The 25,894-nt window shown below is 63.3% G+C and carries 25 protein-coding genes; 6 read left to right on the forward strand and 19 right to left on the reverse strand.

Annotated features, from left to right (window positions below; genetic code table 11):
- Positions 1–344 precede the first annotated feature (344 nt).
- The 3 genes from M0D64_RS18130 to M0D64_RS18140 form a co-directional block, all read right to left on the reverse strand.
- Positions 345–578: a 4-oxalocrotonate tautomerase gene (locus M0D64_RS18130; protein WP_266258845.1), complete on the reverse strand. Its 234-nt coding sequence runs from the start codon at positions 576–578 to the stop codon at positions 345–347.
- The gene (locus M0D64_RS18135) at positions 574–1,350 is read right to left on the reverse strand and encodes a class II aldolase/adducin family protein (protein ID WP_266258737.1); all 777 of its coding nucleotides are present in this window, start codon (positions 1,348–1,350) and stop codon (positions 574–576) included. The genes M0D64_RS18130 and M0D64_RS18135 overlap by 5 nt, the downstream gene beginning before the upstream one ends.
- Positions 1,351–1,429: 79 nt before the next feature.
- Positions 1,430–2,374, reverse strand: a complete 945-nt coding sequence (locus M0D64_RS18140) for an urea transporter (RefSeq protein WP_266258738.1) — start codon at positions 2,372–2,374, stop codon at positions 1,430–1,432.
- 260 nt (positions 2,375–2,634) lie between these two features.
- On the opposite strand from M0D64_RS18140, the gene M0D64_RS18145 reads away from it, so the two are divergent.
- Complete coding sequence (locus tag M0D64_RS18145; protein ID WP_266258739.1) at positions 2,635–3,189, forward strand: putative glycolipid-binding domain-containing protein; 555 nt, start codon at positions 2,635–2,637, stop codon at positions 3,187–3,189.
- Here M0D64_RS18145 and M0D64_RS18150 read toward each other — a convergent pair.
- From M0D64_RS18150 to M0D64_RS18210, 13 genes are all read right to left on the reverse strand, one after another.
- On the reverse strand, positions 3,164–4,138 hold the full coding sequence (locus tag M0D64_RS18150; RefSeq protein WP_266258740.1) for an alpha/beta fold hydrolase: 975 nt from the start codon (positions 4,136–4,138) through the stop codon (positions 3,164–3,166). The genes M0D64_RS18145 and M0D64_RS18150 overlap by 26 nt on opposite strands.
- On the reverse strand, positions 4,135–5,016 hold the full coding sequence (locus tag M0D64_RS18155; RefSeq protein WP_266258741.1) for a metal-dependent hydrolase: 882 nt from the start codon (positions 5,014–5,016) through the stop codon (positions 4,135–4,137). Before M0D64_RS18155 ends, M0D64_RS18150 begins: the two co-directional genes overlap by 4 nt.
- Before the next feature lie 63 nt (positions 5,017–5,079).
- Positions 5,080–5,988: an SDR family oxidoreductase gene (locus M0D64_RS18160; RefSeq protein WP_171929437.1), complete on the reverse strand. Its 909-nt coding sequence runs from the start codon at positions 5,986–5,988 to the stop codon at positions 5,080–5,082.
- 64 nt (positions 5,989–6,052) lie between these two features.
- Complete coding sequence (locus tag M0D64_RS18165; RefSeq protein ID WP_266258742.1) at positions 6,053–7,669, reverse strand: NAD(P)/FAD-dependent oxidoreductase; 1,617 nt, start codon at positions 7,667–7,669, stop codon at positions 6,053–6,055.
- A gap of 258 nt (positions 7,670–7,927) precedes the next feature.
- On the reverse strand, positions 7,928–8,827 hold the full coding sequence (locus M0D64_RS18170) for a mechanosensitive ion channel family protein (RefSeq protein ID WP_266258743.1): 900 nt from the start codon (positions 8,825–8,827) through the stop codon (positions 7,928–7,930).
- Between the two features lie 397 nt (positions 8,828–9,224).
- Positions 9,225–10,226, reverse strand: coding sequence for a sulfonate ABC transporter substrate-binding protein (locus tag M0D64_RS18175; protein WP_266258744.1), 1,002 nt, complete (start codon positions 10,224–10,226; stop codon positions 9,225–9,227).
- Between the two features lie 172 nt (positions 10,227–10,398).
- Positions 10,399–11,265 (reverse strand): MerR family transcriptional regulator, encoded by an 867-nt coding sequence (locus tag M0D64_RS18180; RefSeq protein WP_266258745.1) that lies wholly within the window; start codon positions 11,263–11,265, stop codon positions 10,399–10,401.
- Positions 11,266–11,274: 9 nt separating this feature from the next.
- Positions 11,275–11,877, reverse strand: coding sequence for a GNAT family N-acetyltransferase (locus M0D64_RS18185; RefSeq protein WP_266258746.1), 603 nt, complete (start codon positions 11,875–11,877; stop codon positions 11,275–11,277).
- A gap of 227 nt (positions 11,878–12,104) precedes the next feature.
- Positions 12,105–12,398, reverse strand: coding sequence for a hypothetical protein (locus M0D64_RS18190; protein ID WP_171929464.1), 294 nt, complete (start codon positions 12,396–12,398; stop codon positions 12,105–12,107).
- Positions 12,399–12,453: 55 nt separating this feature from the next.
- Positions 12,454–13,065 (reverse strand): peroxidase-related enzyme, encoded by a 612-nt coding sequence (locus M0D64_RS18195; protein WP_266258748.1) that lies wholly within the window; start codon positions 13,063–13,065, stop codon positions 12,454–12,456.
- Positions 13,062–13,613: a CMD domain protein gene (locus M0D64_RS18200; protein ID WP_266258749.1), complete on the reverse strand. Its 552-nt coding sequence runs from the start codon at positions 13,611–13,613 to the stop codon at positions 13,062–13,064. Before M0D64_RS18200 ends, M0D64_RS18195 begins: the two co-directional genes overlap by 4 nt.
- Positions 13,614–13,628: 15 nt before the next feature.
- Positions 13,629–15,119 carry an NAD(P)-binding domain-containing protein gene (locus tag M0D64_RS18205; RefSeq protein ID WP_266258750.1) on the reverse strand — a complete coding sequence of 497 codons (1,491 nt, stop codon included), beginning with the start codon at positions 15,117–15,119 and terminating at the stop codon, positions 13,629–13,631.
- Positions 15,116–16,102 (reverse strand): LysR family transcriptional regulator, encoded by a 987-nt coding sequence (locus M0D64_RS18210; protein WP_266258751.1) that lies wholly within the window; start codon positions 16,100–16,102, stop codon positions 15,116–15,118. The genes M0D64_RS18205 and M0D64_RS18210 overlap by 4 nt, the downstream gene beginning before the upstream one ends.
- Positions 16,103–16,452: 350 nt before the next feature.
- On the opposite strand from M0D64_RS18210, the gene M0D64_RS18215 reads away from it, so the two are divergent.
- The 4 genes from M0D64_RS18215 to M0D64_RS18230 are packed head-to-tail and all read left to right on the forward strand — an operon-like array spanning position 16,453 to position 21,143.
- Positions 16,453–17,649, forward strand: a complete 1,197-nt coding sequence (locus M0D64_RS18215; protein WP_266258752.1) for an ABC transporter substrate-binding protein — start codon at positions 16,453–16,455, stop codon at positions 17,647–17,649.
- A gap of 58 nt (positions 17,650–17,707) precedes the next feature.
- Positions 17,708–19,531 (forward strand): ABC transporter permease, encoded by a 1,824-nt coding sequence (locus M0D64_RS18220; RefSeq protein WP_266258753.1) that lies wholly within the window; start codon positions 17,708–17,710, stop codon positions 19,529–19,531.
- Between the two features lie 10 nt (positions 19,532–19,541).
- Positions 19,542–20,384, forward strand: coding sequence for an ABC transporter ATP-binding protein (locus M0D64_RS18225; protein WP_154561576.1), 843 nt, complete (start codon positions 19,542–19,544; stop codon positions 20,382–20,384).
- An 18-nt stretch (positions 20,385–20,402) separates the two neighbouring features.
- The gene (locus M0D64_RS18230) at positions 20,403–21,143 is read left to right on the forward strand and encodes an ABC transporter ATP-binding protein (RefSeq protein WP_097396882.1); all 741 of its coding nucleotides are present in this window, start codon (positions 20,403–20,405) and stop codon (positions 21,141–21,143) included.
- 160 nt (positions 21,144–21,303) lie between these two features.
- Here the strand turns inward: M0D64_RS18230 and sapR are convergent, their stop codons facing one another.
- Positions 21,304–22,209 (reverse strand): sap1 transcriptional regulator SapR, encoded by a 906-nt coding sequence (gene sapR / locus M0D64_RS18235; RefSeq protein ID WP_266258754.1) that lies wholly within the window; start codon positions 22,207–22,209, stop codon positions 21,304–21,306.
- Between the two features lie 113 nt (positions 22,210–22,322).
- Complete coding sequence (locus M0D64_RS18240; protein WP_154561572.1) at positions 22,323–23,210, reverse strand: DMT family transporter; 888 nt, start codon at positions 23,208–23,210, stop codon at positions 22,323–22,325.
- 116 nt (positions 23,211–23,326) lie between these two features.
- On the opposite strand from M0D64_RS18240, the gene M0D64_RS18245 reads away from it, so the two are divergent.
- Entirely contained in the window at positions 23,327–24,766 is a 1,440-nt protein-coding gene (locus tag M0D64_RS18245) for a PLP-dependent aminotransferase family protein (protein WP_266258755.1), read from the forward strand.
- A gap of 27 nt (positions 24,767–24,793) precedes the next feature.
- Here the strand turns inward: M0D64_RS18245 and M0D64_RS18250 are convergent, their stop codons facing one another.
- The gene (locus tag M0D64_RS18250) at positions 24,794–25,867 is read right to left on the reverse strand and encodes a TAXI family TRAP transporter solute-binding subunit (protein ID WP_154561568.1); all 1,074 of its coding nucleotides are present in this window, start codon (positions 25,865–25,867) and stop codon (positions 24,794–24,796) included.
- Positions 25,868–25,894: the final 27 nt, after the last annotated feature.

Here is a 25,894-nt window from a genome sequence, read left to right on the forward strand (position 1 = left end):
CGGCCGATATCGGCGACGGCCAGAACAGCGCGCCGTCCTCGTCACGCAGCCAGTTCGCGGCAGGCGTGGGTATCATCCACCGGTTCTAATTGCCCAGGTGGCGTGGCGGCGTCTGTCGACGCTGCCACGGCGACGCGTTTCAGATACGCGTCGCTCAGAAGTACCTGCTGCGCGCGCAACGCGCGCAGCATTCTCTGCGGCGCACGGACTTCGGTTCAGTCGTGAAGCGGCCCGTGTCGCGCTACTGCGCACCGATAAACCCCGTGACGGCATTCCAGCTCACCGGTGCAAATCTGTTGTGACAATCGGACAGAATTAAGACGCCAGATGGCCAATACGGACAATCACGCGTCCGCGTCGGACCACAAACGTCCACCCGTTGCCCAGTTTTCGCGTTTGACGTCGGTGAGGATAATGTCCACCGAGTTCGGTTCGACGCCGAGCGATTCGCAGGTCGCTTTGGTAATGGCTTCGACGAACTGGCGTTTCTGTTCCACCGAGCGGCCTTCGAAGAGTTCGATATGAAACGTGGGCATTGCGTGGCTCCGTGATAAGTGATGTTGAGAAGTGAGTTTAATCGCGGTACGTGCGATCGATCCGGTCTAGCTTGCGTAGCAACGCAGGCCATTCCAGCGCACCTTCGATCGCACCGCCGTCGTACAGTTGATCGGCAGTGCGTGCGGCTACGTCATCGCTCGGCACGACAAGCTCGCTGCCGCATGCTTGCGCCTGCAGCTGTATTTCGCAGGCCTTGATCAGTGTCGCCATCAGTACATAGGCTTCGGCGACGGTTCGGCCGGCGGTCAGTGTGCCGTGATTGCGCAACAGCATGGCCGGTTTGTTGGCGAGATGCGCGACGAGGCGTTCGCCTTCGGTCGGCGTGAAGGCGAGGCCTTCGTAATCGTGATACGCGAGGTGGCCATAAAAACGCAGCGCATGTTGCGACGCCGGCAGCAAGCCGGCGGGTTGTGCGGAAACTGCCACGCCTGCCGTATTGTGCAAATGCATCACGCAGAAAGCATCGGCACGTGCCGCGTGCACAGCGGCGTGCAGCGCGAAGCCCGTGGCGTTGACCGGATGCTCGCTCGCGCCGACGATGTTGCCTTTGATATCGATCTTCACCAGGTTCGATGCGCACACTTCGTCGAACGCGAGGCCGAACGGGTTGATCAGGAAGTGGCCGGGTTCGCCGGGAACGCTGGCCGAGATATGCGTGTAGACCAGATCGTCCCAGCCGTTGAGCGCCGCGAGGCGATAGGCGGCGGCCAGGTCGACACGGGTCTGCTGTTCCGCTTCGGATCTTGGCCCCGCCTCGGTGACACGGCCAGTGGGTGTGTGGGTGAACGACATGTCTGTCTCCTGAGATTGCTTGATGGGCTGTGGTTGCGGCTTGGGTCCATGGGCTAAACCCGCCCCCAAACCCGCAGCGCTAACTCGGGCGCCTGACCGATTCCGGCAACGTCACACGCCTTCCGGCTTCGACACGCTTCGCCGCTTCGACCATGGCCGTACCGCGCGTAAAACGGCCAGTGAGCCACTGCATGCTCCACGTTGCGAGTACGAACGGCGCGGTCATGGCCGGCAACGCATAGTAAGCCGTCGCCATCTGCAGCACGACCGAAAGCACAACACCCCCAAGCGTCATCGCAATGCCGCAATCGGCCAGCGCGATCGCGGTCAGCGCGCCGTTGAATCCTAACAGGCCTGCGTCGAACGAGCTTGCACTCGCGCCGAGCAGCACGTGCATGACGCTCGCGAGGCCCGCGCCGACCAACGCCCACAGCGCGTGCCGTCTTGACGCAGCCGCAATGCCGATCAATACAAGCAAACCTGGCAACGCGCCGGACGCAAAGCCGGTTTGCGCGAATCCGGCGAATAAGCCGCTGCCCAATTGCACCGCGCTGAGCGTGGGCTCAGTGGCGAGGCTTGTTTGCTCGGCGACGCGAGTCACCAGCGGCAGCCAAAGCCACGTGACGATCAAACAGGGGCTGGAGAAATAGCCGAGACCACGCGCGCGCAACCAGCGCGACCACGGTTCCAGCAGCCATGCCGTGCCTGTCGCAGCTAGAATGGCCACGGCGGCGGCCGTCGCGTTTTCGGCGATGAAGCTGAACGCGGCGAGACCGGCCAGCGCGCCATTGAAGCCGTGCAGGCCCGCGCGAGTGTCGTGCTCGCGATAGCCGGCCAGTACTGCGCTCACGTTGGCCGCAATCGCGCCGATCAGCGCTGCGCAGGCGAGGCGCGGATCGCATAGCAGCCACGCGCCGAGCAGGCACGCGCCGGTGAAGGCGTTCGGTTGCAGCACGATCTGGCCGAAACTGCGCAGCAAGGTGCGCAAGGCGGCAGATTGTGCTTCGGTTGCGGCGGCGTGCATGGTTTGAGGGTGGCGAATTCGATGCGCGCGACTGTGCTGCGGGCAGGTAAGGCGCGCGCAGCGGGTCAGGTTGAGAATAAACCGCGAGCATAGGCTACTGGCGCCGCGCCGGGCATCGCCGCCGTTGATAGTGGCTATTTGCGACACTTGCGCGCCAGAGAGCCGAAAGCCGAAAAACGATGCGTCGGCGAACCGAAAACTTTCGCGCTACGATAGAAACCCGGCGCGTTTGCCGCGCCGTTCCACAAGGAGACAGGCTGATGCGTGAATTAAGGTGGGCATCGGAAGAGGGCGATGGCTTCGAACATCTGGCGTTCGACGCGCGCGCGGACGGCTTTGCAGTGGAAAGCGTCCTGGTCGGGCAGCGCTACGGCAAGGAATATGGCTTGCACTATAAGGTGCGCTGCGATGCGCAATGGCGCACCACGTATGCGTGGCTGAAGATCGTCGGCGGCGCTGAGCTGGAATTGCACGGTGACGGAGCCGGCCATTGGCACGATGGTCATGGCCTCGTACTGAGCGCGATTGAAGGGTGCATCGATATCGATATCGCCGCCACGCCCTATACGAACACGTTGCCGAGCCGCCGGTTGCAACTGGCCGAAGGCGAGCGTCAGCCGATTTCCGTGGCCTATATTTCGACGCCGGATTTACAGGTCACGCGTGCCGAGCAGGCGTATTCATGCATCGAGTTGAATCGCGTGTATCGCTATGAGGGCATCTTCCGCAATTTCACCGCCGACCTGACGGTGGATGAAGACGGCCTCGTGATCGACTATCCGACGCTGTTCACGCGCCTGCCGCGCGGGCGTTGACCGTCGAGGCGCCGGGGCCGCCGTTGTCTGCCGGCTGCTGTACTCGGTGCTGCTCGACAAAGCGCTCAATGGCCGTCGCGATACGCTCGGGTTCGCGCAATACGACCCAATGGCCGGCATCGATTTCAGTGCGGCTATACGGGCCGAGCCAGCCTTCGAGTCCAATTGAGAGTTCGGGCCCGACGTAGCGATCGCGCAGCGGCACGATGAATTGCACCGGCGCATGCGCATGGCGCGCACGCGGGCGCAGCAATTTGTCGATGAAATTGGCGCGATAAAGATTCAGGCCGTTGATCGCATTGCGCATCTGCGCAGGATCGCGTTCAAGGCGCACCCGTTCGGTCAGGCGCAGCCATAACGGCCACATGCGTGCACCGCCCGCGCGCCATACCAACTCCGGCAGCAACGGCAGGTGAAAGAAGAAGATGTACCAGGATTTGAGTGTTTGCCGAAGGCCGCTGCCGAACGGGCGCTTTGCTGCGTGATGTGCATCGGACTGTTCCGCACGATCGGCGCCGGCGCCGGCGCCGCGTAAGCCGAAAGACGCATGATCGAGGCACGGCCCGGAGATCGATGTGTACGACGCAACGCGGCCTTTGAAGACAGGATCAGTGACCGCTTCCCAGCTTTGAATCGAACCCCAGTCGTGGCCGACCAGGTGAAACGGCCGCGCGCCGCACGTTGCATCGGCGACGGCCGCGAGATCGGCGGCCAGTCGTTCGAGCCGGTAAGCCGCGCGCGACTCGGGTGCGTCGGATGCCCCGGCGCCGCGCACGTCATAACTGATGACGCGGTAGCGTGCGTCGAGTTGCGCGCGCACCGGTTCCCACACCGCCGCCGAATCCGGATAACCGTGCACCAGCACGATCGGCGGCGCGTCGCGCGGCCCACTCACATAGACCGCGAGCCGCACGTCGCCGGCCTCGACCGACAGCGTGTCGCGTATCACGCGGCCGCCTGCACGCCGCGTCGCGCGGCCTTGCGTGCGCTTGGCGTGGTCGCGTTGGTGGCGTCGACCGCGGCGATGAGCCCGTCGATGCGCGACAGTTGCGCGCGATTGTCGTGATCCCACGGATGGAAGCCCGGCCGGAAAAAGCTCAGCCATTCACCGGCAATACGCGGAAACACGCCATGACGCGGGCCGTACAGATACTTCACGACGCGCCACATGCCGCGGATATGGCCGCCGCGTTTGCGATCGGCGATTAGCAGGCGCACGTGGAAGTCGAACACGATCAGCCAGAAGGTCAGCGTAGTGGCGAGCATCGTGCCGGTGCGCAGCAGATAGCGTCCGAGGCCGGGCTTCAGTACCGCATTCCACACGTCGTACGAAACCGATTTGTGTTCGGTTTCTTCGAGCGCATGCCACGTCCACATCTGCGTATAGCCTTCGACCGAACCACCGATACGCGATGCGTCCTCCAGCAGCAGGCCCGCCAGCATCGCCGTGTAATGCTCGAGGCAGACCGTGACCGCGAGTTGATACGAATGCGGCAGGATCTTGCGGCCGAAGTTGAGAATCGCCCACAGGCGTTTGTCGAGCTTATGCGCGGGCAAACCCGCTTCCTGCAACAGATCGTTGTATTCGATGTGCTCGCGCGTATGCATCGCCTCCTGGCCGATGAAGCCGAGTACCTGCTTCTTCAGCACGGGGTCGTCGATCTGGTCGCGGTAGTTGCGCACGCTGTCCATGAAGAAACGTTCGCCGGCAGGGAATAGCAGCGAAAGCGCATTGAAGAAGTGTGTCACATGCGAGCCCTGCACGTGCCAATCGGAGGCACGTTCGGGCGGCAAGTTGAAGCGGAGGTCGCGGCGAACCGGCATCATGACCATTCTCCTTGTAATCCTTTATGTCCTGTTGATCGTGCTCGTCGTGTGGCGGGCAACGCATTACGCACGCCGGCCGTCCACCTGCGCGGCGCGGCGTGCGCGCTTTTCCGCAATGCGTTTCATGCGGCGCGTCTGCATCACGACCAGCGCCTGATAGGCGGCCGGCAACGTACGCGCCAGCCAGTCGGCGGCGCGCGCATCGCGGCCGATCAGTACGCGCCGCTTGTTCTTGCGCACGCCGTCGAGAATTACGCGTGCGGCTTCGTCGGCGGTGGTAATGAAAAACTTCTCGAAGTCGTCCTTGCCTTGCTGTTCGTTTTCCAGCATGAAGCCGACCATGTTCGACGAGATCCGGCTCGACTGCGCGATGCTTGTGCGAATGCCGCCCGGATGCACGCAGGTGGCCGACACCCCGCACTTCATCAGATCGAGTTCCTGGCGCAATGCTTCGGTAAAGCCGCGCACGGCGAACTTGGTCGCGTTGTAGCCGCTCATGCCGGGCTGCGAGAAGAGGCCAAACACACTCGATGTATTGACGATGTGTCCCGCACCGGATGCCTTGATATACGGCAGAAACGCCTTCGTGCCGTGCACCACGCCCCAGAAATTGATGCCGACGATCCACTCCAGGTCGGCGTACTCCATGCCTTCGATGGTGCTCGACAATGCCACGCCCGCGTTGTTGAACACGAGGTTCACGCGCTGATGCTGCGCGGCCGTTTCGGCGGCCCATTCGAACATCGCGGCGCGGTCCGACACGTCGAGCACACGCGTGGTGATGCGCAGCGGCGAACCGACGATATGCGGCGCGGCAGCCTGAGCGAGTTGCGCGGTTTCGGCGAGGCTCGCGGCATTGCGATCGGCGAGCGCGAGGTGGCAGCCTTCGCGCGCCAGCCGGATCGCGAGCGAACGGCCCATGCCCGAGCCTGCGCCGGTGATCGCGGCTACTCTGTCGGTGAAGTTCTTCATTGGCTTATCTCCTGTCCTCTCTGAACGGTGCCTTGTCGTTATGTTTATTCGGGTCGTGCTTTTATCAGGTTGCTTCCGCGGATGTCGTGGGTGCCCTGGTGGCCACATTCCCATGCGCATGCACAGACTGTTGTTGTGAACTCCCATGTCCACTCAGCGCTTGCACCGCGGGCGAATACGCGAGGTAATCGTCCATGCTGAAGGTGCTGGTCGCCTGGCGGAATTTGTAGGCGAATCCTGGCCACAGCGTGGTGTTCTTGCCGGTCTTCGGATCGAGATACCAGCTCTTGCAGCCGCCCGTCGACCAGATCGCGCGGCCGAGTTTCTGCTGGATCTGTTCGTTATAGGCACGCTCGACATGCGGACGCACTTCGATCGCATCGGCGCGTTCCGCGTTCATCGTCTTCAGCGCTCGCAGCACGTACTCGACCTGCGACTCGATCATGAACACCATCGAGTTGTGACCGAGACCGGTGTTCGGTCCGACGATCATGAAGAAGTTCGGATAACCAGGCAGTGTCGTACCGAGATACGCATGCGCGCCGTCGCGCCACGTATCGACGATATCGACGCCGCCACGGCCACGCACCACGCCCGCCGGAAACGGATCGGCCACCTGAAAGCCAGTGCCGAAGATCAGGCAATCGGCCGGATGACGTGCACCGTCGGACGTGATCACGGCATCCTCTTCGACGCGGGCGATGCCGGTGGTCGTCACCGACACGTTCTGGCGAGACAGCGCCGGGAAGTAGTCGTTCGAGATCAGGATGCGCTTGCAGCCCATCGTGTAGTTCGGTGTGAGCGTGGCGCGCAATTGTGGATCGGGCACCTGGCGGCGCAGATGCCGCTCCGCGACTTTCTGCGCGGTCTTCATCAGCGAAGGATGAATCGCGAAGCCGAAGGCGCGCGATTCGAGCATGCAGTAGAGCGCCGAACGCATGATCTTCTGCGTGAACGGCAGATGCTTGAACAACCACTGTTCGAACGGTTTCACCGCGCGGTCGGCCTTGGGCATGATCCACGGTGGCGTGCGCTGGAACAGGTTCAGATGCGAGACGCGCGGCGCGATCTGCGGCACGAACTGGATCGCGCTCGCCCCGGTGCCGATCACCGCGACGCGTTTGCCTTCGAGCGGATACGTGTGGTCCCAGTGCTGCGAGTGGAACGCTTTACCCTTGAATTTTTCGATGCCGGGAATGTTCGGCAGGGCCGCGCGCGACAGTCCGCCCATGCCCGAGATCAGCACCCGCGCCGACCATTGCTGGCCGTTCGCGAACGTCAGTTGCCAGCGGTGGCGGGTTTCGTCGTAGATCGCGGAGGCCAGTTCATGGCCGAAGCGCAGATGACGCTGGATGCCGAAGCGTTGCGTGCATTCTTCCAGATATGCGCGAATTTCCGGCTGACGCGCGAACATGCGGGTCCAGCGCGGATTCGGGGCGAAGGAGAACGAATAGACGTGAGATTGCACGTCGCAGGCACAACCGGGGTAGTGGTTGTCGCGCCAGGTGCCGCCGACCGACTCGGCCTTTTCGGCGATGATGAAATCGGTCATGCCGGCTTGCCGCAGGCGGATCGCCATGCCAAGGCCGGCAAAGCCGGAGCCGATGATGGCGATATCGGTATCGACGGGCGCGGATGCGTTGGGCGCCGCGTCGTCGGGGGGCATCATGCGTGCGTTCATCCGATCCGTCTCCTTGTTGTTCTCTTTTAACTGTTACATTGAGTGATGTAACAATAGAGGCTGTCAACGGATGACGCAAGCAGCGGGTTAGACGGGGAACTCTATGACGTGGAGAAGGTTGTGGCACAAGACCCAGGCGGGCACGGCGCTGGCCGGAGCAGGCTTCGAGACTGATGCGGGAGGTTGGGTCGTTCCGTTATGTGAAAAATTCCGGGCGGATTCGCTTTGGAAACCCGCCCGGTTTGCAGCTTTGACGCGTTATTGCATCGCAGTCTGCGGCGCGGCAGTTGCCCGAGTCGCTGCAGACTCGTCCCGGTCGTTGTTTTGCACGATATGCAGTTCACGTGTGCGAACCGGCAAGCCGCATTGCGCGTCGTTGAGCGTTTGACGGACCTGGCGAGCGAGGTCCCAGCGCATGTCCCAGAACGCGTCGATGGTGGCCCACACGCGGATGTTCAGGACCACGGTGCTGTCGTCGAAACGGGCCACCATCACCTGCGGCGCGGGCTTTGGCAGCACGCGCGGGTCGGCAATGGCGAGATTGCGCAGTGCGGCCAGCGCCTGGTCGACGTCGTCACGCACCGAGATTTCCACTTCCAGGTCGAGGCGGCGAGTCGGATTGCGGTTGTAATTGCGGATTGAATTGCTCCAAAGCGCGCTGTTCGGCACGTATTCGCAAATGCCGTCGGATTTTGTGAGGCGCGTCGTGAACAGGCTGATTTCTTCGACGGTGCCCGCGACGGTGCCCGTGCCGGCCTCAATTGAATCGCCCACCTTGAACGGCCGCAGCAGCAACAGCATGATGCCGGCCGCGATGTTTTGCATCGTGCCCTGCAACGCGAGGCCGATAGCGAGGCCGGCGGCGCCGAGCACGGCGACGATGCTCGCCGTCTGGATACCCAGTTGCGACAGCGCGCCGATGATCGAGACGACGCGAATGCTCCACAGGCAGGTGTCGCAGATGACCGGACGCAGCGTGGCGTCCATGCGCGATTGGCTCGCGAGCAGCCGGTTGAGCGAGCGTGCGACGCGGCGGGCGACCCACCAGCCCACCACTAAGATCAATGCGGCGGCGCACAGGCGCATCGAGATCGTGGTGAGTGCGTCCCAAAGGAAGGCCCACCGGTTGGAGTGGATCCCAGCGAGTAGATTCTGCATGGCCTTGACGGTCCTGATTTATTAAGCGGCGGCGAGTTGTTCGCCGCATGGTTCATAAAAGCGTGAATACCGCGCCTCCGCGTAACGCGAGTGACGAACAGGTATCCGGAAAATGACGCGATTGAAGCGTGCGGAGAAGGGACCGCTTCGCAACATGAAAGTTCTACCGGTGCAACCTTTTTGACAGATTGAGTTTCCGGATGCGAAGGGCGGGCAACGTCGCGAAAGGACGTGGGGGGAGCGTGTCGTTATGGCCCCGTCATCGATTGAATGACGGGGTCAGTGAAATGTGGCGTCGAGCTGAGAAATTATTCATCGAGCTGATCTGGCGTCATGGCTCGATTTGATATGGATGGCGAAGTAACCGGTCGTGCGGTGTTATTCGAGCCGCCGACGTCTATTTCCCCGCAAGACTGGCTGCAATCTCGCGGTTCTGCCAGACGTTGTCGTTCACCGTGATTTTCTGCGGAATCAGATGCGCGCCGTAGAACGCATCTGCGACGACCTGCTGCGAGCGCACGATCTCGTCGGTCACGGCGGTGGTGCCGTACGGATAGCGGCGCACCCAGGTCTCGACCAGCTTCTGATCGAGACCGACCTTTGGCGCGATCAGCGCGGCAGTTTCCACCGGATGGTCATTCACCCATAGGCCGGTGGTGCGCAACTGTCCAAGAATCGCACCGATCACATCCGGATGCTGCTGCGCGAAGTCGCGCGTAGCCTCGTAGAAATTATTGGGACTGTTGAGCTCGGAATAATCGACCAGCGTGCGCGCCTTCAGCGCCTGCTGTGCGGACGCGTAGTAAGGGTCCCAGATCGCCCATGCATCGACGGTGCCGCTTTCGAAGGCGGCGCGCGCATCGGCGGGTGCCAGATAGACCGGGCGAACGTCTTCGTAACGCAGGCCGGCTTTTTTCAGCGCTTCGAGCAGCAGATAGTTCGCGCTCGAACCCTTCTGCAGCGCGACGCGCTTGCCCTTCAATTCCGCCACGCTATGCAGCGCGGAATCGCTTCGGACCAGAATCGCTTCGGCATGACGCCCTGACGGCTCCGCGCCGACATACACGAAGCGCACGCCACCAGCCTGTGCGAATACGGGCGGCGGCGCGCCGGTGTAGCCGAAGTCGACGCTGTTCGCGTTCAGCGCTTCGAGCAGTTGCGGGCCGGCCGGAAATTCGAACCACTTGATGCTGTAGCCGAGCGGCTTGAGCTTTTCGTCGAGTGAGCCTTGCGCCTTGAGGATCGCGAGCAAGCCCGACTTTTGATAGCCGATGCGCAGCACGTTGGCCGGCTCGCTGCCGTTGCCATTACTGCTGCTCTGCGCGGTCGCGCTGAATGTGGTGAGCGCCGCCAGCAACGCGGCGGCGACATGTAGCGAAATACGGGTATGACGGGACATGCTGCGAATCTCCATTGCGTTCGATTAGTCGAAGATCGTCGCATGGACGTCCCGCCGATCAAACGAAGCAATGCAGATTTGAATATGACGCGCGCGAACGGCCGGGGTACGAAAGCGCCTGCTTGCGCAGGTGAGCAGCACCGCTAGCGACAGAAAATGGCCGCGTGCAACGCTATTTCCTGGATTTATCTTTCTTTGCCGCGGCGCGCTCGGCCGCTGCACCTTCGGGCGCATGTCCCAGCTTCTTTTCCATGATCGCCGCGACACGGTCGCCGAGATAATCGCCGGAGGCTTCTTCCAGTGCACGGTTCATTTCGCTTTCCACCAGCACCATCGCCAGCGGCCGCACACGCCAGATCGCGTCGACCAGGGCGGGCACATCGGCGGGCGGCGGCAGGGCGTCGGCATCATAGCGATCCAGCTGACGGACCACCAGATCGACCAGCGCCTTGGCGACCGCATTGAAATGCGGTCTGGCGATACCCACGGCGTCGAGCAGGTCGGCGAGCGGAATGCCTTCCTTGGCCATGGTCGCGCCGGCGGCCAGCGCCGTCGGGCTGCCGGACACGAAGGAGAGGCCGTCGCGCTCCAGCAAGCCCAGATCGACCGCTTTGCCGAGGGCGCTCGGCGAGGCTTTGTCGCCGAACATTTGCAGCAGTTCGAGCAGCGAGTATTTTTTCGGCCGTTCGCGCGACCAGCGGCTGCCGATCGCGGTTTCAAGGCCGAGGATCGAACGCAGATCGTGGCCTTCGTCGACGGCCATGATCAGATCCTGAATGTTCGCAAGCGTGTAGCCGCGCGTGAGCAGGTGGTTGATCAGCTTCAGACGCGAGACATGCGTATCGTCATACACGCCGACGCGGCCGCGCTTTTCCGGCGGCTCGAGCAGGCCGCGGTCCTGATAGGCGCGCACGTTGCGCACGGTGGTGTCGGACACGCGCGCGAGTTCGTCGACCGTGTATTCGTTGCGCGGCGTGGCGCTTGCCGGGACGCTCGGGGCGTCGGGCGAGGGCGGAATGGGGGGCGGCGTTTTGGGCATGGGGGGATTTTAACGCGCCACGTCGTCCGGCACGGTCGAATCGCCTACGCCCAACGTCCGCTGCATCAGCGTGGTGTCGAGCCACCGGCCGTGCTTGAAGCCGACCGCCTTCAACGTGCCGGTCAATTCGAAGCCCAACTGCGCATGCAGAGACAGCGAACCGCCGCTGCCGCCGTCGGCGATCACGGCGACCATCTGGCGCCACGGTCCGGTTTCGCAGCGTTCGATCAGCGCCTGCAAAAGCATGCGTCCCAGGCCTCGCCCACGATAGGCGTCGCCGACGTAGATCGAATCTTCGATCGTGTTGCGATAGGCGGCGCGCGGCCGGTACGGCGTCGCGTAACAATAACCGGCGACTTCGCCGTCGATCTCGGCCACCATGTACGGTAACCCGTGACTGCGTACCGACGCGAGCCGTGTACGCAGGTCGTCGACGGAAGGCGGAATTTCTTCGAACGAAGCGACGCCGGTCAGTACATGGTGCGCGTAGATCGCCTGGATCGCGGGCAGATCGGCTTCGGTGGCGTCGCGGATTAAGGGCGGGGTGGACAGCGGCGTGGCAGTGGAGTCGGCTGAATGGGGCGAGGAGGGCGCGGGGCGGGTGGTGCTCATACGTGGTCCTGTCGTGGCCGGTGGGTCTGAGGATACGTTTCACTATGCCCGCCGCGGGCGAGAATTTGAAGCGAGTCAAAAATCGCCGCGATCTATAGGCAGTATCCGCGGATGCATAGGTGACCGGCGCGAGCGAGGTACGGCACGTAGCGCCCGGCCATGCGGCTGCGCCGGGCGCTACGGATTTTCGTCGCGAAGACGCATGCGCGCGGCATGCGTTTCGCCGATCAGCTATGCGAGTACGTGTCCGGCTGAGTCACATGCCCGCGATGATGTCGGTGATGCTTCGCCTTGTGCTTCGGCTTGGCCTTGGCCGGAGCCTGTTCCGCGGGTTGCGGTTGCGGCTGGGCCTGCATCGGTTGCGGTTGTTGGGCCTGCGTGCCAGGTGCGGGTGCCGGATGGGCATTGCCGGACGGCAGCGAGGTCTGGCCTTCGCCGAAGCGAAAGGTTTGCGAGGTTTGCGCGTACGCGGTGGCGGACAGCGTCAGGGCGGCAACCGCCACGCAAATCGAAAACTTCATGAATCCATCCTCCTTCTGAACGAGCCCGTGAGGATACCGCAATGCGGCCGGTGGCCTATTCGGCATGCGGAAACACCGGTTCTCCAAGCGTGAGCATCAGCCGGTTGGCCCACGCGAAGATAGCGATAGCGTGAGTCAGGTCGAGGATCTCCGCGTGCGTCAGGCCATTTGCTTCGAGCCGCTTGATGGCGGTGGCGTCGACGCCTTCAGGGTGGTCAGTCAGTTCGATTGCGTACCGGATGATCGCGCGCTCGCGCTCCGTGGTGCCTGCGCTCGACGGGTCTTCAAAAACCTGTTCGATCGCATCGGTCCGCCTCGCGAGTTGGCCGAATCGTTGTGCATGCACCGAAGCGCAATACACGCAGCCGTTCACGCGCGACACGACGGTGCTGGCGAGTTCACGCTCGGCGCGCGGCAGGCCGCCTGGCGCATACATGATCGCGTTGAAGACCCCCGAGCGCTGCCGCAGAATTTCCGCCTGTTGGACCAGCAGCAGATAGTAGTCGGAGGTTTTGGCGTGCGGATGGCTCTCTTCGAGCACGGCGATCTGCTCCAGTGTGGCGCCGGCGAGGCTGGCCGTGTCGAGCCAGGCGCGCCAGCCGAGGGTATCGAAGGTGAAGCCGTTGAGCCGGTCAACCGGCGATGCACTGGTGTTCACCTGACTCATGCGGCCTCCTGTGCGGCGCGCAATGCCTTCAGGCCCGCTACCACGCGCAATTGATAAGTGACGAACGCAATCAGCTGCGATAACGCGACGATGCCGCGTGTTGTGATACCGGCTTGCCGCAACGTTTGCAGATGCTCGGGGCGTGCTTCGACTGGCTTAATAGTCAGCAGCTTGACGTGCGAGAGGATCGCGATCAGGCGAGCGTCGGTGGTGGTGTCGAGTGTGCCCGCTTCGATTGCATCGAGCGTGGTCGGCTGTGCGCCAGTGGCGATGAGCTTAGCCGTGTAGGCATCGGCGAGATCGTCGGCCAGCGAGAGGCGCGCGGCATACCACGCGGCAAACAAACGTTCCTGCAGCGACAGGTCGGGCAACGCCGGATCGAACAACGCGTCTTCGCTGCGTTGCGTGTGCAGCGCGACTTTGTCGCGGGCATGGCGGATCGCGGCGAGCGGGCTGCCGGCTTGCAGGCCGGCGAGGGCGTCGATGGTATCGATGGTGTCAGCGCCTGAGGGCGCGGCGGGTTGAGTCGGTGACGCGAGGTCGGTCATGTCTGCTCCGGCTGGTTAATCGGTGTTTTCAGCGGCGTTTTCAGCGATGTTCTCTGCTTGCAGGCGAGCGCGTGAAGTGTCGGACGATGCATCCGCGTCGGTCCATTCGTCCCCTCGAAGCTCAGCCGTGTCGAAGGCGAGCAGCGCCTGGTAGTGCCGCTCGCGATCCGCGTCGAACAGGCGGCTTGCGATGCCGCGCGCCAGACGCTGCGCGCCATCGCTGATCGCGGGGATGTCGCCGGAGAGCTTGCCGTGGCTGAGGCTCGCTGCATGATTGAAGCAATGGATCTGCGTCAGCGCGGCACACGTGCCGGGCTCGCGCTCCTGAAAGGCGAACGCGGCGCCGAGATCCGGCGATTCGGCCAGTTCGTACGAAGGCAGTGACGGGTCCGCTTGATAACGATCTTTCCAGCGCCGTACAAAGTGGGCGAACGGCGCGAATTCGGCGCGCGTGGCGATATCCGAATGAAAGCCGGTCGCGAAGATCAGAAAGTCGACCACGTAGCGGCCTTTCGGCGTCGTTACCGCGAGCGCGCCGTCGAGTTCATTGAGCGCAACAAGCGGGCTGCCGACGTGAAAGCGTGCGCCCGCATGGCGCGAAACCCGCAGCACGCTGTCTCTTGGTGGCGGTGTTTGCTCAGCCTGTGCGTAATGCAGGAAACGCCATTTGGATGTGTCGTCAAGATCGGCGAAACCGTGCACAAGCCCCGGACTGCCGATGCCCGTCAGCTTGTTCACGCGCGGAATATCGTCACGGCGGATGAACAGATCGACGGCGGCCGCACCCGCTTCGAGCGCGGTCGCGGCATTGTCGAAGGCGGACGCACCCGCGCCGACGACACCGACGCGCTTGCCGGCCAACGCAGCGAAATCGATTGCATCCGCGGAGTGCGCCCAGTAGCGGCGTGCAACCGTATTGGCGATAGCCGGTACGGATGGGCCGCCCAAACCGTCGCGTCCGGCGGCGAGCACGACATGTCGCGCGAGCACCGTGCGTTGTGCACCCGCATCAGCGAGATCGAGTTCAAGCAGGCCGTCGTCGCGCGGACGCAGTGAGGTCAACGTGGTGTCGTTTTGCACCGGAAGATCGAGCACCTCGCGGTACCAGCGCAAATAATCCATCCACTGTATCCGCGGAATCTTGTAGAGCGCATCCCACGCGGCGCTGCCGAATTGCGCTTCGTACCACGCGCGAAACGTGAGGGCCGGCATGCGCAGGGCGGGCCCCGTGAGTTGCTTGGGCGAGCGCAGCGTTTCCATCCGCGCGAACGATACCCAGGGGCCTTCGCGTCCTGATGGCGCGCGGTCGAACACCTGCAGATTGTCGATGCCGAGCCAACGCAGTTCCGCCGCCGCGGTGAGACCCGCCATGCCGCCGCCGATCACGGCGACATCGAGTACGCGTTCAGCACCGGCGAAACGTGGCGGGACCCATGAGGGCGCGGGCAATTCCAGCCAACGCAGATCTTCACGCAAGCGGGCTTCGAGTGCGGCAAGGCGATTCATGCGATGTATTCCGGATGTTTGGTGCGCGCACGGGAGACGCGCGTTTCGCGCTGTAGCAGTGCATCGTGTTGCTGGGCGGGATGTAGCACCACGCCTTCGAGCAGCTCGCGGGTCGCGTGTTCGATGGATTGCAGTAATGCGTCGACGGCGGCGCGGCGCGGTTTGCCTGCCGGCGTCACGACACCAAAGAAGAACGGAATCGCGCAGTCGAGCGGCCGTGCCGTCACGCCTTCGATCGACAGGCCGAGTCCGGTGGCGGGGTCCACGATCGCGACACCGGCGCCCGCGCGAGCGGCCATCACCGCGTTTAACGATGCATTGGTTTCGAGAAACACGTTGGCGGAAATGCGTGCAGCCGCGAACGCCGCGTCGATCCGATGCCGCAGCCGAAACCGGTTCGCCACGGTGACGATGCGCCGGTCGGCCAGATCGCGCAGGGCAATGCGCGGTTGAGTGGCGAGCGGGTCGCCACTCTGCACGAGCGCCACGCAGGGCGCTTCGGCGATCCAGTGGATGTCGAGCCCCGCATACCCAATCGGCAGCGTCACCAGACCGATATCCGCAGTACGGGTCAGGACTTCATGCACAACGTGTTCCGCCGACAAACTGCGTAACTGGAATTGCGGAGCGTGGTCGAGCGGCGGCAACGAGGCGATGGCGGGCGGCACGATCGAGGCCGCCAGCGCGGGCGTGGCCGCCACGCGCAGCGGTTCCGCTTCGCCGAGACCGATGGCGCGCGCTCGTTGCTCGATGGTCTTCAGCCCGATCAGCGAACGCTCGACTTCTTCGTAAAGCAGAAACGCGCGATGCGTCGGCGTCACACGCGGACCGTTGCGATTGAACAGCGCATAGCCGAGATCCGCCTCGAGTTCCTGAATCTGACGCGTGACGGCCGGCTGCGAGCGTTCGAGCAAGCGTCCCGCACCGGTGATGCTGCCGGCGGACATAACCGCCGAAAATGCTTCGAGTTGATGCAGCTCCATGACTCGCCCTGGCAATTCGGTTTGCGCATTGTAGGGTCGTCTGAATGCGGGATTTATATAATCAATTCCGATATCGACAGCCGAAAAAATGCGAAGCAGATTGGCGGGCGAGTGCGTTGCGCCGCAGATTTCGTTTGATACGGCGCGTGTCGGGAGAGAGAAAAATCAATTGCGTCAATGAGATGCCTCGGCGTGTCTGCGCATTAGCGTGAACGTGGGTTCGTCACGTTGCCGTGAGCGAGCGGAGGCATCCTCTCCAACGTGATAACCATATTCCCAAAACTTCGTTGGTTCGCCGGAATTCACCGTGGTTACATGGCCCCACTTTGAAGCTGACAGTCGAGGCAAACATGAAGCACGTATCCAAATCATCGCGAACCAGTTGGTCACGCTGGCTGAAAATGCTGCCGGTGCTCGCAGCAGTGGTGGGCATCACAGCAACCTCGCCGGCCCATGCGGGCGCCGCAACGGGCGAGCCGTATCTCATCGGCGTGAGCGGACCATTGACCGGACAGGACGCGCAATACGGCACGCAGTGGAAGCGTGGCTTCGATCTCGCGCTGGAGCAGATCAACAGCCAGGGCGGAATCAAGGGCCGCCCGCTTGCCTATGACTTCGAGGACAGCCGTGGCGACCCGCGCCAGGCCGTGTCGATCGCGCAGAAGTTCGTCGGCGATCCGCGCATCCTGCTGGAGCTGGGTGACCTGTCGAGCACGACCTCGATGGCAGCGTCGCCGATTTATCAGCGCGGACAACTCGTGCAATTCGGCTTCACCAACTCGCACCCCGACTTCACCAAGGGTGGCGACTACATGTGGAGCACGGCACTGAGTCAAGCCGAAGAGCAGCCGCTGCTCGCGCACTACGCGACGAAAGAACTCGGCTTCAAGCGCATTGCCGTTCTCTATCTGAATACCGACTGGGGCCGCACCAGCAAGGACATCTTCGCGAAAGCCGCCGCGCAGGATGGCGCACAGGTCGTCGCGGCGGAAGGTTATCAGCCGACCGAAAAAGATTTCCGCGCGACGCTGGTGCGTGTGAACGAAGCGAAACCCGACTCGCTCGTGCTGATCTCGTACTACGCGGATGGCGCGCAGATCGTGCGCCAGGCGCGTTCGTCGGGTTTGACGCAACCGATCGCGGCGGTGGGCTCGGTCTATTCGCCGAAGTTTCTCGAACTGGGCGGCGAGGCCGTGAACGGCGTATTCACGGAATCGAATTTTTTCCCCGGCGACAAGCGGCCTGAAGTGCAGGACTTCGTGCAGCGTTATCGCGCGAAGTACAACGGCGAGCCCGATACCTTCGCCGCGCGCGCTTACGACGCGATGATCATCTCGGCGGAAGTCATGCGCCGCTACGGCGTGACCCGTCAGGCGGTGCTCGACGGCCTGAAGCAGATCAAGGACGTGCCGAGCCTGATCTTCGGCAAGGTGCAGTTCGACCCGCAGACGCGCCGGGTGGCCGGTGCGCGCAGCGTGTACCTGGTCGTCAAGGACAATCAGTTCACGCAATGGGACGGCGCGAAGCCGCTGGTCGCTTCCAAATAACGCCTGGGCAACGCACAAGCAACGCTCACGTGTCTGCTTCTCACCGGATCCGAATGCTATGGCTTCATGGCTCGACTACACGATCAACGGACTGATCGTCGGCAATATCTATGCATTGCTGGCGGTCGGTCTTGCGTTGATCTTCGGCGTGTCGCATCTGATCAACTTTGCGCACGGCTCGGTGTACATGATCGGCAGCTTCATCGGCTGGCTGTGTCTGACGCGGCTTGGGTTGCCATTGCCGCTGGCCTTGCTGGCGGTGGTGGTCGGCTGCGGGCTGCTGGGCATCGCGATCGAGCGCGTCGGCTTGCGGCCGCTGCAGGGTGCGGCGCGCATCGCCCCGTTGCTCGCGACGATCGGTATTAGCTTCGTGCTCGATCAGTGCGCGCAGTTGCTGTTCGGCGCCGATCCGCGGCCGGTGCCTAGCACGCTGCCGGATTGGCACTTTCGCCTCGGCGGCGCAACGATCGGCTCGCTGGATCTGCTGATCGCAGGCATTGGCGTGACGGCGGCTACCGTGCTCTATGTGTTCCTGCGTTTCACGCGTCTCGGTTGGGCAGTACGCGCCACCGCGCAGGACCGGGACGCGGCGCAGCAGATGGGTGTCAACGTCAACGGCGTCAATCAGGCGGTGTTTGCGATCGCGTGCGCGCTCGGCGGCGTGAGCGGCTTGCTGGTCGGCATGTACTACAACAGCATCGATCCGGCGATGGGCTTCCAGGCCACGCTCAAGGGCATAGTGGCGTTGCTGATCGGCGGTCTGGGCAACGTGCCGGGCGCGATTGTCGGCAGCCTGCTGCTGGGTCTGGTCGAGAGTTACGGCGTGGCGATCTTCGGCACCAGTTACCGCGATCTGTTTGCGTTCGTTTTGCTGTTGCTGTTTCTGGTGTGGCGTCCCAATGGACTCTTTAGCGGCAGCCGCCGTTTGCCGCCCGAGCCGATGACGGGCACGTTCCTGTCCGCCGGCAAAGCGGTGATAGTGCCGCGCACCGTGGTGATTGCGCTGGCACTGGCTGCGGTTGCGCTGCCGTTCGTTGCCAGTTCGTCCTATCTCCTGCAAACACTCACCGATGCCTGGCTGTACGGAATGTTGGCGTTGAGTTTGACGCTGGTGGCGGGTACGGTTGGACAGATTTCGCTAGGCCATGCTGCGTTGCTGGTGATCGGCGCGTACGGGTCCGCGTTGCTGTCGACGAATCTCGGCTGGTCACCCGTCGTGACGATCTTCTGCGCCGGTCTGATCACCGCCGCGTTGGGCACGCTGCTGGTCTATCCGGCGTTCCGTTTGCGCGGTCACTACGTTTCGATTGCGACGCTCGGCATCGGCGAAGTGGTGAGCCTCGTGATCCTCAACTGGGACAGTCTGACGCGCGGCCCGCTCGGCATCGCGGGCATTGCGCCGTTGTCGGTGTTCGGCTGGACGCCCGATAGCGCTCGCGCGATCTACTGGTTTGCGCTGGGCGTGCTGATCGTGCTGGCGCTTTTGCAAACGCGGCTGTTGAGCTCGCATCTGGGTCGGACGCTGCGTGCGATTCGCGAAGACGAGGTCGCCGCGCGCTCGCACGGTATTCGCCCGAACCGCTACAAGGCGATCGCGTTTGCGTTCGGTGGGCTGGCTGCCGGGATCAGCGGCGGGATCGCGGCGCATCTGTATAGCTACATCAACAATCAGACTTTCGATTCGCAAGTATCCATCCTCGCCTTGACGATGGTGATTCTCGGTGGCCTCGGCAACGTGCTGGGCGGCATCGTCGGCGCGGTCGCGCTGATTGGCTTGCCGGAGATTTTCCGCTGGGCCGCCGACTATCGGATGCTGATCTACGGCCTGGTGTTGCTGCTGCTGGTGCGGTTCAGGCCACAGGGTTTGCTGGGAACGGTATGACGGAGCGCACATGACACAGACTCTTCTCGACGTGCGCGGCGTGACACGGCGCTTCGGCGGACTGACCGCGGTGAACGGCGTCGATCTTTCGATTTCGGAGGGCGAACTGGTCAGCGTGATCGGGCCGAACGGCGCGGGCAAGTCGACGCTGTTCAATCTGATCACCGGGCTTGATACGCCGGACGCCGGCAGCGTGCAATTCGACGGCCGCGACATCACCGGCGTGCGGCCGGAAAAGCTCGCCGCGCTCGGACTTGCGCGCACGTTTCAGCATGGCCGCGTGTTCGGCAATCTGAGCGTGCTCGACAACGTGTTGATCGGTGCGCATGCACGTTTGCGCGCTACCCGCACGGGTTGGCCGATTGTCGGCGCCATCGCCGAAGTCGCGCGCGCACTGACCGGACCCGCTTCGATTCGCCGTGAAGACGCGGCGCTGCGCGACGAAGTGCGCGAGATTATCGCGGGGTTCGGCGAGCGCCTCGCGCCGCGCATCGATCATCCGGCGCATAGCCTGTCGTATGCGAACCGGCGACGCGTCGAGATTGCCCGCGCGCTCGCTTTGCATCCACGCATCCTGCTGCTCGACGAGCCGACGGCCGGCATGAACGAGTCCGAAACCGCCGAAATGCTGGTGCTGATCCAGCAACTGAAAGCGCGCGGGCTGACCATTCTGCTGATCGAACACAAGCTCGACATGGTGATGCGCTTATCGGATCGCGTGATCGTGCTCGACAACGGCGGAAAAATCGCCGAAGGGCTGCCGCGCGACGTGCGCAACGATCCGCGTGTGATCGAGGCGTATCTGGGCCATCGCAATGTCGGCGGTGCGGCGGCTGTGCGCGTCGCGGCCTGAACTTCTGGAACATCGACGATGAGCGACGCTCTACTGAAACTCGAACACATCGAGACGTTTTACGGTCCCGTACAGGTGCATTTCGACGTCAATTTTCAAGTGCGGCGCGGGCAGATCGTGAGTTTGCTTGGCGGCAACGCGAGCGGCAAATCGACCACCATGAAGCTGATTCTCGGTCTGCACAAGCCGCGCTCCGGCAGCGTCACGTTCGAAGGTGAGGCGATCACAGGACTCAGCACGCCGCAGATCGTGCGGCGCGGTGTTGGGTCCGTACCCGAGGCGCGGCGGCTGTTCGGCGACATGACGGTGCGTGAGAATCTGCTGATGGGCGCATACACACGGCGCGACCGTGTAGCCATCGACGAAGACTATGAGCGCGTGCTGGGTCTTTTCCCGCGCGTGAAAGAGCGCCTGGCGCAAAAGGCCGGCACGCTCTCGGGTGGCGAACAGCAGATGCTGGCCATGGCGCGCGCGTTGATGAGCCGGCCGAAACTGATCTGCATGGACGAACCCACGATGGGTTTGTCACCGCTCTACGTCGATAAAGTGCTGGAACTGATCGACACGATCAACCAGCAAGGCGTGACGTTCTTCATGGTCGAGCAGAACGCTAGCCTCGCCCTGGAAATCGCGCATTACGGCTACGTGTTGCAGACCGGCCGCGTCGTGCTCGAGGGCACTGCTGAGTCCCTACTCGGTGACGAGCGGATACGTGACGCGTATCTCGGCGGGGAAGCTGCGGCGACGACCGCGTCCTGATGCGATCAATGCAGGACATCAAGCGCAGCGGGCGGTTTGTGCGGTTGCCGATTCGATCATCAGTGCGTTGCGCCGCGTAGGAACACGCACGCTTGCCATGTGTGGCGCGGGAGCCCGGATTAGCCGATCGTCAATCACTTGGCTTATCGCGTAGGCGGCCTCAAAGGTCGAACTGGTCGAATTCGCTCTGCAGTTCGCGGTTACGTGCAACGCGCTCGTCGATGCCCGGCCCGAGCCGTTCGACAATCGCCGAAATCAGCAGATTGAACAGGCACGTGAGCGGCGCCAGCGAGTCCCAGAACTGACCGACATCGGTCTTCACCTGCAAAAGATCACCGTCGAATTCGCGCGCCCACGGACAGTAAATGTCGGTGACGAGCGCGAAGGGCAGCCCACGGCGCGTGGCCGCCTCGCAATAGCGGCGCGCGATCATCGAATAGGCGCGCGTATCGGTGACGATCAGATACGGTGCCTTGAACTCGGAGTTCAGCGAATCGACATAGGAGCCCGACATGCCGTCCGAATAGAACACGCGCGGACGGATGTACTCCAGGTAGCTGTAGAACGCGTTGCTGATGCCGCGCGTGGACTGAATACCGAGGATATAGACGGCGTCAGCGTTCGAGATGCGTTCGGCCACGCGGGCAAACACCGGCGATTGCGCAAGCTGGTAGACATGCTGGATCGCGCCGATTTCGAGTTCGAGCGAGTGGGCGAGAGCGGGGTTGGCAGCGGGGTTGCCAGCATCGGGCTCGCTTGCGGCCGGTGTGGCTTCGTCGTGCTGGCCGGAGGCGCGGCGAAATGCGTCGAGCCGGTCGGTGATCAGCCACGGGCGCTCCTGCGCGCCGCGCAGCTCGCGCTTCAGATCATCCAGGTTCTGGTAGCCGATGCTGCGCAAGAACCGGCCCACGGAGATACCGCTGGTGCCGGCTTGCTGGGCGATCTGATCGGCGTTTTCAAGGCCGAGCCGGTCGAGATTCGCCAGCATGTAACTGGCGACGCGCTTGGAAGTCGGCGTGAGTTCGGCAAAGCGGGCTTCGACGGTTTGTGCAAATGCGGTCGGCATCGTAGTCGCGGCGCGAGTGGTGGATCGATTATCGAGATGATGACATATTCATCCGACAGTCGACCTCGCGTGGTCCCGAAAATCAGGGAACGCATGCGCGGGCGAGACACCGTTCAGACTGCCGGCCGCACCGGTGCGCTTCGCGAGAAGTGCCGCGCGCCCGCCACACACGCGACTACCACGACGGTCACCAGGATCATTGCGGGCGGCACCTGTTCGTGCAGCAGCAAACCGGCGAGCAACAGGCCAAAGAACGGCTGCAGCAATTGCAGTTGCCCGACCCCCGCGATGCCGCCGAGCGCCAGTCCGCGATACCAGAACACGAAGCCGATTAGCATGCTGAAAAGCGACACGTACGCGAGTCCCCACAGCGCCGCATGGCTCACGCCTTCAAACGACGCAGGCCGTGCCCACCAGGCGAGCGGCAGCATCACCGGCAGCGACAGCACCAGCGCCCACGAAATCACCTGCCAGCCGCCGAGATGGCGCGACAGCCGCGCGCCTTCGGCATAACCCAGGCCGCAGGCGACGATCGCCGCCAGCATCAGCGCATCGCCGAGTGGCGACGCGTCGAGGCCGTGGCGCAAGGCGAACGCGACCACCGCGCCGCTGCCGAGCGCCGAGAACAGCCAGAACGCCGGCTGCGGGCGCTCGCCGCCGCGCAGCACGCCGAAGATCGCGGTGGACAGCGGGAGGAGGCCGACGAACACCACGGCGTGCGCGGCGCTCACGTGGCGCAGCGCGAGGGCGGTCAGGAGCGGAAAGCCAACCACTACGCCCAGCGCGACGATCACCAGCGGGACGAGGTCGCGCCTTGCGGGCCGAGCCTGGCGAAACACGAGCAGAAGCAACAGCCCCAACGTGCCCGCGATGGTCGCGCGGGCCATCGTCAGAAACACCGGATCGAAGCCTTGTACGGCGATGCGGGTGGCGGGTAGCGAGCCGCTGAAAATCAACACGCCCACCATGCCGCTCACCCAGCCGTTCGTTGTCTTGTCCATCGAAAGAGTCCATGCGCATTGAAAACAGAACTCATAGCATCCGCTTTCGGGCTGTAAAGGGTAAGCTACGGATCAGTACAATTCGTACAAACTGTACCGAACATGGAGCAGTACAGATGGCGGAAAGCGATAACAACCGGGCGGCCTTGGGCGCGCCAACCGGCACGCGGGTCGGCACCGTGATGGACAGCTTGCGCGAGCGCATCGCGAGCCGTTCGCTGATGCCGGGCGCGCGCGTGCCGTCCATCCGCACGATGACCGAGGCACTCGGCGTGTCGAAGTCGACCGTGGTGGAAGCGTACGACCGGCTGGTCGCGGAAGGGGTGATCGTGGCGCGGCGCGGTTCCGGCTTTTTCGTCTCCGGTCATGCGCCGCCGCTTGCGCTCGCCGATCTCGGGCCGCGGCTGGATCGCGAGGTCGATCCGCTGTGGCTCACGCGGCAGTCGCTGGAGGCCGGTGCGAAGGTGCTCAAGCCGGGCTGTGGCTGGATGCCGCCTTCATGGCTGCCGGAAGACGGTGTGCGCCGCGCGTTGCGCGCCGTGGCGCGTGATCCGCAGTCGCCGCTCGCCGATTATGCGAGCCCGCTCGGTCTGCCCGCGCTGCGTCAGCAGCTCGCCTGGCGGCTCGCGCAACATGGCGTGGAAGCGCCGCCCGAGCAGATCGTGCTGACCGACGGCGGCACGCATGCGCTCGATCTTGTCTGCCGCTTTCTGCTCGAACCCGGCGACACGGTCCTGATCGACGATCCGTGCTACTTCAACTTTCAGGCGCTGCTGCGCGCGCATCGTGTCCGCATCGTCGGTGTGCCTTATACGCCATCCGGTCCGGATCTGGCGGCATTCGAGCGGGCGCTGATCGAGCACCGCCCGCGGCTCTACGTGACCAACTCCGCGATCCACAATCCGACCGGTGCCACGCTTGCGCCGGCCATTGCGCATCGGCTGCTGAAACTGGCGGGTGAGCACAATCTGCTGATCGTCGAAGACGATATCTTCGCCGACTTCGAGGACGAACCCGCGCCGCGTCTTGCGGCGTTCGACGGTCTCGCGCGGGTGGTCTCGATCGGCAGCTTTTCGAAGACCTTGTCCGCGGCCGTGCGCTGCGGCTACATCGCGGCGCGCAGGGAATGGATCGAGCCACTGGTCGATCTGAAGCTGGCCACCACGTTCGGCAACGGTCAGCTCGCGGCGAGCGTCGTGCATCGTTTGCTGGTGGACGGCACCTACCGGCGGCATCTGGAATCGATGCGCGCGAAGCTCGCGGACGCCATGGGGGAGACGATCAGGCGGCTGGGCTACGCAGGCCTTGAAGTGTGGACGCGGCCACGCGCCGGGATATTCGTTTGGGCGCGCTTACCCGATGCGCTCGACGCCGCCGATATCGCGCGTCACGCATTAGCCGAGAGTGTGGTGTTCGCGCCGGGCAATGTGTTCAGCGCGTCGCAATCGGCGGCCGGCTTCCTGCGCTTTAACGTGTCGCAATGCAACCGGCCGAAGGTGTACGAAGCGCTGCAACGGGCGATGGACGTGTCGGCTGCATCGAAGGCGCACGCCTGAGCGCGCGCCTCGCCTCGCCAGACGACGTTACTTGCACAGCAACAGCAGACGCTCCTGATCCGTGCAGGGGGAGCGCGGTTTCTGCGCGGCTTGCGCGGCCGTCGCGCTGATCGCCGCACTCTTGTTCGCGAGACAGGCGCGCAGATGTTTTTCCACCGGCGCGTAGTATTTCCATCCGCGCACGAGAGGCGGCAATTCGAGTTTCACCTGCTTCCACTTCGGATGCCCGTGCTCCTGCAGATTGTCGAAGTTGGCGCAGAGCGAATCCGCAAAGTGATTCAGATTGCCGACGGTATCGCGCAGACCGTAATCGTAAGTGACGAGAAAGGCCTTGACCGTTAGCGTGGGAACATCTTCCTTCAGCCAGTTCGGATAGCTGGTCGCGCGGAGTGTCGTGGGAAAATAAGTCTGCTTCGCTCGGGCGGTTTCGGGCGCGTTGGGATCAACCTTCAGAGGGCGGATCTGTTGCAGCAGCTCGGGATTCATGTCGTTGAACAGTTTCGCCGGCTGCCCGACCACGATGATCGCGACGTCCACCTTCTTGACGATCAATGCGGCCAGCGCATCTTCGTTGCTCAGGTGCTGGACGTTCTGCTCGGGAATCGCCTGTCCGAACATCAGGTGATAGAGGGTCGTGGCCGTTTGAGCGGTGCCGCTGCCGAGCAGGCCCACGCTGATGCTTTTGTCCTTGATGTCGGCGAAGGTTTTCATCGGCGAGTCCGCGCGCACGACGACGTTAATTTCTTCGTCGTAGAGCGGCATGATGAGCCGTAGCGGCCGGATTGTCGTACCCGCGTCGGCATTGCCCGCGTTGGCCATGTCGATGTAGGCCTGATACACGTCGGACTGGACCAGTGCTAGCTTCACGCCGGGCTCGAAGCGCATGCGCTGCACGTTTTCGGCCGAACCCTTCGACGACATCACTTCCAGGTCGATGCCCGCCGGCTGCGCCACCCATTTCGACAGATCCTGGCCGATCTGAATGTACGTGCCGCGTTCCGGACCGGTAACGATCTTGTAGTGCGCAGGTTCCGCGCAAGCAAACGAAGACATGATCATTAGCGCCAGCCCCAGCCATCCCGCCAGAAGTTTCTTCAGCATGGTTTATCTACCTATCGGTCAGGGTTG

Source organism: Paraburkholderia sp. WS6, from assembly GCF_030464835.1.
Lineage (GTDB): Bacteria > Pseudomonadota > Gammaproteobacteria > Burkholderiales > Burkholderiaceae > Paraburkholderia > Paraburkholderia madseniana.

Coding starts and splice junctions, on each gene's coding strand:
- M0D64_RS18155 (WP_266258741.1), bottom strand. CDS start 5,016: ATGATGCCGGTTCGCCGCGACCTCCGCTTCAACTTGCCGCCCGAACGT.
- M0D64_RS18160 (WP_171929437.1), bottom strand. CDS start 5,988: ATGAAGAACTTCACCGACAGAGTAGCCGCGATCACCGGCGCAGGCTCG.
- M0D64_RS18185 (WP_266258746.1), bottom strand. CDS start 11,877: ATGAGCACCACCCGCCCCGCGCCCTCCTCGCCCCATTCAGCCGACTCC.
- M0D64_RS18240 (WP_154561572.1), bottom strand. CDS start 23,210: ATGGACAAGACAACGAACGGCTGGGTGAGCGGCATGGTGGGCGTGTTG.
- M0D64_RS18215 (WP_266258752.1), top strand. CDS start 16,453: ATGAAGCACGTATCCAAATCATCGCGAACCAGTTGGTCACGCTGGCTG.
- M0D64_RS18230 (WP_097396882.1), top strand. CDS start 20,403: ATGAGCGACGCTCTACTGAAACTCGAACACATCGAGACGTTTTACGGT.
- M0D64_RS18190 (WP_171929464.1), bottom strand. CDS start 12,398: ATGAAGTTTTCGATTTGCGTGGCGGTTGCCGCCCTGACGCTGTCCGCC.
- M0D64_RS18250 (WP_154561568.1), bottom strand. CDS start 25,867: ATGCTGAAGAAACTTCTGGCGGGATGGCTGGGGCTGGCGCTAATGATC.
- M0D64_RS18170 (WP_266258743.1), bottom strand. CDS start 8,827: ATGCAGAATCTACTCGCTGGGATCCACTCCAACCGGTGGGCCTTCCTT.
- M0D64_RS18225 (WP_154561576.1), top strand. CDS start 19,542: ATGACACAGACTCTTCTCGACGTGCGCGGCGTGACACGGCGCTTCGGC.
- M0D64_RS18145 (WP_266258739.1), top strand. CDS start 2,635: ATGCGTGAATTAAGGTGGGCATCGGAAGAGGGCGATGGCTTCGAACAT.
- M0D64_RS18200 (WP_266258749.1), bottom strand. CDS start 13,613: ATGACCGACCTCGCGTCACCGACTCAACCCGCCGCGCCCTCAGGCGCT.
- M0D64_RS18220 (WP_266258753.1), top strand. CDS start 17,708: ATGGCTTCATGGCTCGACTACACGATCAACGGACTGATCGTCGGCAAT.
- M0D64_RS18175 (WP_266258744.1), bottom strand. CDS start 10,226: ATGTCCCGTCATACCCGTATTTCGCTACATGTCGCCGCCGCGTTGCTG.
- M0D64_RS18140 (WP_266258738.1), bottom strand. CDS start 2,374: ATGCACGCCGCCGCAACCGAAGCACAATCTGCCGCCTTGCGCACCTTG.
- M0D64_RS18245 (WP_266258755.1), top strand. CDS start 23,327: ATGGCGGAAAGCGATAACAACCGGGCGGCCTTGGGCGCGCCAACCGGC.
- M0D64_RS18205 (WP_266258750.1), bottom strand. CDS start 15,119: ATGAATCGCCTTGCCGCACTCGAAGCCCGCTTGCGTGAAGATCTGCGT.
- sapR (WP_266258754.1), bottom strand. CDS start 22,209: ATGCCGACCGCATTTGCACAAACCGTCGAAGCCCGCTTTGCCGAACTC.
- M0D64_RS18180 (WP_266258745.1), bottom strand. CDS start 11,265: ATGCCCAAAACGCCGCCCCCCATTCCGCCCTCGCCCGACGCCCCGAGC.
- M0D64_RS18210 (WP_266258751.1), bottom strand. CDS start 16,102: ATGGAGCTGCATCAACTCGAAGCATTTTCGGCGGTTATGTCCGCCGGC.
- M0D64_RS18135 (WP_266258737.1), bottom strand. CDS start 1,350: ATGTCGTTCACCCACACACCCACTGGCCGTGTCACCGAGGCGGGGCCA.
- M0D64_RS18165 (WP_266258742.1), bottom strand. CDS start 7,669: ATGAACGCACGCATGATGCCCCCCGACGACGCGGCGCCCAACGCATCC.
- M0D64_RS18195 (WP_266258748.1), bottom strand. CDS start 13,065: ATGAGTCAGGTGAACACCAGTGCATCGCCGGTTGACCGGCTCAACGGC.